The organism is Methanobrevibacter sp. (assembly GCF_017431965.1).
Taxonomy (GTDB): Archaea; Methanobacteriota; Methanobacteria; order Methanobacteriales; family Methanobacteriaceae; genus Methanocatella.
Genome location: NZ_JAFRKB010000077.1, coordinates 1 through 5,090 on the forward strand (window position 1 = coordinate 1; position 5,090 = coordinate 5,090).

4 protein-coding genes are annotated in these 5,090 nt (G+C 30.9%); all 4 read left to right on the forward strand.

The genetic code is table 11. The features are described 5' to 3' along the window. A partial coding sequence (locus IJI93_RS10440; RefSeq protein WP_292822722.1) for a C1 family peptidase occupies positions 1-2,985 on the forward strand: 2,985 nt, incomplete at its 5' end. 250 nt (positions 2,986-3,235) lie between these two features. Beyond that, on the forward strand, positions 3,236-3,391 hold the full coding sequence (locus IJI93_RS10445; RefSeq protein ID WP_292822724.1) for a HepT-like ribonuclease domain-containing protein: 156 nt from the start codon (positions 3,236-3,238) through the stop codon (positions 3,389-3,391). 220 nt (positions 3,392-3,611) lie between these two features. Next, positions 3,612-4,136 carry a hypothetical protein gene (locus IJI93_RS10450; RefSeq protein ID WP_292809414.1) on the forward strand — a complete coding sequence of 175 codons (525 nt, stop codon included), beginning with the start codon at positions 3,612-3,614 and terminating at the stop codon, positions 4,134-4,136. Beyond that, positions 4,114-4,602 (forward strand): hypothetical protein, encoded by a 489-nt coding sequence (locus IJI93_RS10455; RefSeq protein WP_292809412.1) that lies wholly within the window; start codon positions 4,114-4,116, stop codon positions 4,600-4,602. Before IJI93_RS10450 ends, IJI93_RS10455 begins: the two co-directional genes overlap by 23 nt. The last annotated feature ends 488 nt before the right edge of the window (positions 4,603-5,090 follow it).

A 5,090-nucleotide genomic window follows, 5' to 3' on the forward strand; every position in this document is an offset into this window, starting at 1 on the left:
GTAACTTTTATAAGCAATAATGCCTATTCTGGTGGAGCAATATGGGCTGATGGACTATTGACATTAAATAACACAACTTTCATTAGCAATAATGCTCATTATGGTGGAGCAATTAAATATTATGATAATGTACTTAATTGTATTAATTCTCGTTTTATTGACAATTCTGCTGATGAATCAATATATTCAAGTAATGCCGTATTAAATATCTGCAACTCATCTGTCACTTCAAACAAGTCATGTAAATATGGTCAAATTTTTGCTTTTAGTTCCACAGTTAATATAGATAATTCAGATTTCATAAACATATCCTCTGTTTATGCCTCAGCACTGTATTCGGAATATTGTGAAATTTCAATTACAAATTCCAGATTTGTTAATCTTACAGCTGAGAAATCTGCAGGAGCAATTGCCATAAGAGGGTCAAGTAACTCTTATATAAAAGGCTGTAAATTTGTAAACACCAAATCATTTAAAAATGCAGGCGCCATACATGTGGATTATGGAATTGAATCATGCAATGCAACCCTAGTTGATTGTGTGTTTAACAATGCTTCATCTATGATTGGTGGAGCATATATTCAATTGGGAGGTAATTTAATCTTGAACAGTTCCAACTTCACAAACAATAAAGCTCATGTTGGAGGCGCAGTTTATATCTCATTTACCAATAGTACAATTGATAATTCTATTTTTGATTCAAATGAATTATTTGATGAGGATTCCACCAGTTGTGGAGGTGCAGTATATTGTGATATGAGCAATATGACATTAACCAAATCAGAATTCATAAATAACTCTGCATTTCTGGGAAATGCAGTATATTCCTGTGATTCATGGTATAATATCACCAACTGTCTGTTTGCAAACAATACAAATGCGATTTTCACAGATTTTGACAAAAACCAGTGCAATCTCAACAGTAATGAGTATAATAATGACAGCGTAATCACCAATCAGTCATTTTATAATCCCCTATCTTTTGCATGTTCTGGATTGAATCTGACATTAATCAACAATACAATCAATGTTGCCAGTCTTCCTTCTAGGTTTGATTTACGTGATTGGGGATGGATTACTCCTGTTAAAAATCAGGGCAGAATGGGCTCATGCTGGACATTTTCTTTTGGAGAAGCATTGGAAACTGCTCTTTTAAAAGCAACAGGCATCAGATATGATATTTCTGAAAATTATATGCATAGTCTCCAAATAAGATATTCAGATTTTGGAGATTTGTACAATGATGAAGGAGGCCTTTATTATATGGCTTTGGCCAATGTGGTCAGCTGGCTGAGTGTTGGTGAAAAAGATGATGAATATGATGAGGTTGGAAAATTATCACGTTTTATAGATAGTGTGAATAAGATACGTCTTCAGGATGCTTACTTCATAATGCCGAATTCAGCCGATTATATAGTGGACGTTAAAAAAGCAATTTTAAATTATGGTGCAGTTTCAATTGCTTATGCATGCAGTGAGGAGGAACCATATTTCAATGAAAATACTTCCGCACATTATACTAATGAATCACTTCCACAAAATCATGGAGTTGCCATCATCGGATGGGATGATAACTACTCTGCGGATAACTTCCTAATTACCCCTCCTGGGGATGGTGCATGGATTGTTAAAAACAGCTGGGGAAGCGAATGGGGAGATGAAGGATATTTCTACTTATCATACTATGAAAAATCATTATTTGTACCTGATCCAGATACAGACATCATTTATCCTTTCATAGCTTGCATTTTCACTAATGCAATTGATTATCATGTCAATTATCAGACTGATTTATCTGGTTTACATGATTTTGACGGCAATTACACTCAATATTCCAATGAATTCACTGCAGAATATGATGATTTGATTGCTGGTGTTGGAACATACTTCAACCAGTCATGTATCGATTATTCCTTTGACATTTATGTGAACAATAAGTTGATACACTCACAAAGTGGCATAAGCGAGTTTGCAGGATACAGGACCATTGTCTTAAGCAGTTATGTTCCGGTTAAAAAAGGGGACAAGTTTAAAGTTGTATTTAAAAATAATAATCTTCCTTATGAGGTATACTCTAGAAATCATTATATTCATGGAATGTCCTTTGTAAGTGCAGACGGCAACGTATGGAGGGATATCACTTTAGAAAACAAGACAGTTTGTCTGAAGGTCTATACTGTGGCTGATGATTCCAGAATAATTGACAATAAAGGCCTGTCAGTGAATTATGGTGATGAGTCTTTCTTCACAGTTAGGGTTGCAACTGAGGATGGTCATGCCATTGCAGGTGCATCTGTTCAGTTTACAATCAATGGAAAGAGAATCAATTCAACAACTGACAATGATGGTATTGCAAAATTGGAAATTAATGAGGTTCCGGGAACTTACCTCATCACAACCGTTTATAATAATCAGACATATCAAAACAATGTCACTGTAACATTGAACTCACAGGAATGTATGATTACAGAAAACAAAAATATTAAAGTGGATTATGACGGTGGTTCATATTTTACTGTAAAAGTGGTTTCCAGCGATGGTAAAGTGGCACTAAGTGGAGAGTCAGTTATATTTGTAATTAACGGCAAAACCTCATCTGTTAAAACGGATGAAAATGGAATTGCAAAAATCAAGATAACTGATGTTCCTAAAAAGTACACAATGACAACTATATTCAATGGCAAAAGCTATAAGAATACAGTTACAGTAAAACAGGTATTGACTACAAGTAAAGTCACTGTTAAAAAGACTGCCAAGAAGTTCACTTTAAAAGCAAAGCTTAAAATCAACGGTAAACTCGTTAAAGGCAAAACTGTAACATTCAAGTTCAACGGCAAAACCTACAAGGTCAAAACCAATAAGAAAGGAATCGCCCAAAAGACCTTGAAAAAGAATGTTATCAAAAAGCTTAAAAAAGGCAAAACCTACACTGTCAAAGTGACCTACCTTAAAAACACAATAAAAACAACAGTTAAAGTAAAATAGTGCTCAATGCACTATTTTAAAATTTTTTCTATTTCACGTTTAATTAAATCAGAAGGAAACTTATTCTTTAAATTTAATGGGGAGAATTATGAAAACTCATGTGAAGTTGGTGCTACTTTCCTCTTTACACTACTTTGAAATTTAAAATAATTTAATATTTCATTCACTTGTTTATTGGGGGTTGGGATTAAAAAGAGTATTAGTTTATAGTATAATATTTGAATTTCTATTTTTTTCACATTAATCTTTTGTGGAAGTAATTCCTTGGTGCAGTATTAAGTATATGCGCAATATCATGATTCATAAATATGAATCTGCAGAATTTGATGTAATGGAGTATGCATTAACTGTTGAAGTTCCTGAATTAAAAGAAGATTTAGTTAAGTTGAAAAATATTAATTTGTAATAATCTATTTACTTTTTTCTAGTTTTTTTGGAGTTTATATTATATGTTTCCAACTATGACTTTTGTTATTGCATTGCTTAAGTATTATAAATGTAGGTATTAATTGACTCTTTCAAAAACTTTGTTGATTTGAAATTTTTTGATGAAAATTAGTTTGTAATTTTTAATTTTATCTAAAAATAGTTAAATTTAATAAATAGGTGGAGTAAAAGTTTTTATTATGCCTAATCAAAAAACAAATACTCCAAATAGTATTTTAGATGTTAAACAATATATATTTTGCGATTCTAATGGAGGATTAGTCCTTTCAGATTCTCGTTTTGTGAAAATTTTTAAATCCTGTCAAAAAGCTCTTAAATCTTTTGATTTAAGTTTTAAAAAGGATGTTCCTTATTTTAAAATGAGTTTAGCTAGATGTCCACATTGTGGAACTCGTCATGTTGTTAAATATGGTTTTACAAAAAGAACATTAGTATTTAAAGAAATTGGTAAAACTAATGTGAAGGTTCAGCGTTATATTTGCAAACGTTGTGATAAAACCTTTCAAACAGATTTAACAAGTCTTGTTGATAAAAACAGCAATTTTACGAATGAATTGAAAAGTGAATCTGAACATTTAATTTCAGATTATCTGGGAAGCTTAAAAAATGTTTGTAAATCTTTTAAAAAATTCTTTGGAATCACAGTTTCACATCAAACAATTGAAAATTGGCTTTTTGTTAATGAAAACATTTTTAGAATTTGATTTAGGGCGTTGCTCGGGTTATTATGTCTTTGATGTAGAATGGATAAAAATCAACGGAAAATGGAAATATCGTCACACATTACTTGATTCTATTTCAAATTGCATCGTAGCCGATGCAATTTACGATACTGAAGATGATACAACTGTTGAAAAGTTTTTAAGAGAATCTACAGCAAATAAAAATAAAATTGCAATCACAACAGATTTAGATAAAAAATATGCCTCAATTATCCCAAAATTAGGTTTTAAACATCAATTGTGTATTTTTCATACTAAAAAAAGTTTAAATAAACAATTAAAAACTTTTAAAGATAAAAATCGCATTTCTGACGAAGAATATCAAGAATGTCACAAACAACTGAAAATGATCAAAGATTTATTCGATTTAAATGATTATAATGAATTCAAAAATGAAGTACAATCTTTAATTTATCGTAAAGATGATTTTTCATCCAGTGATTTATAAAATAATCAGAAAATCAATCACTCCACGATATAAAAGCTTCATTTATCACTTAAAAGATAAACGAATTGAAAAAACAAGTAACAAAATTGAAAATGCATTTCAAAAAACAATGCCAAAATCAAGAAAACGAACATTCAAGACCAAACGGGGCGTTTTAAAACGAATCTATCGCAGAGATCTCATTTGGAATGACAATCGCAAAAAGGATTTTGAAAATCAACAAAGTTTTTGAAAGAGTCTATTAATTAAATAGCTATTAATTATATATAATTTGAAAATGAAATAATTAATTAAATAATAAAATTATTTGGAGAGGACAAGATATGAAAGGTGACGTATATTACGGTAAAGGTATCCGAGAATTAAAAGATGAATATCCTGATTTATATGAATTGGTATCTAACATTAACGATACAGTATGGGACGGTAATGTCTTGGATTATAAAACTCAAAAATTAATCGCTATTGGTATTACTGCTTCTCGTGCA

Coding starts and splice junctions, on each gene's coding strand:
- IJI93_RS10450 (WP_292809414.1), top strand. CDS start 3,612: ATGCCTAATCAAAAAACAAATACTCCAAATAGTATTTTAGATGTTAAA.
- IJI93_RS10455 (WP_292809412.1), top strand. CDS start 4,114: ATGAAAACATTTTTAGAATTTGATTTAGGGCGTTGCTCGGGTTATTAT.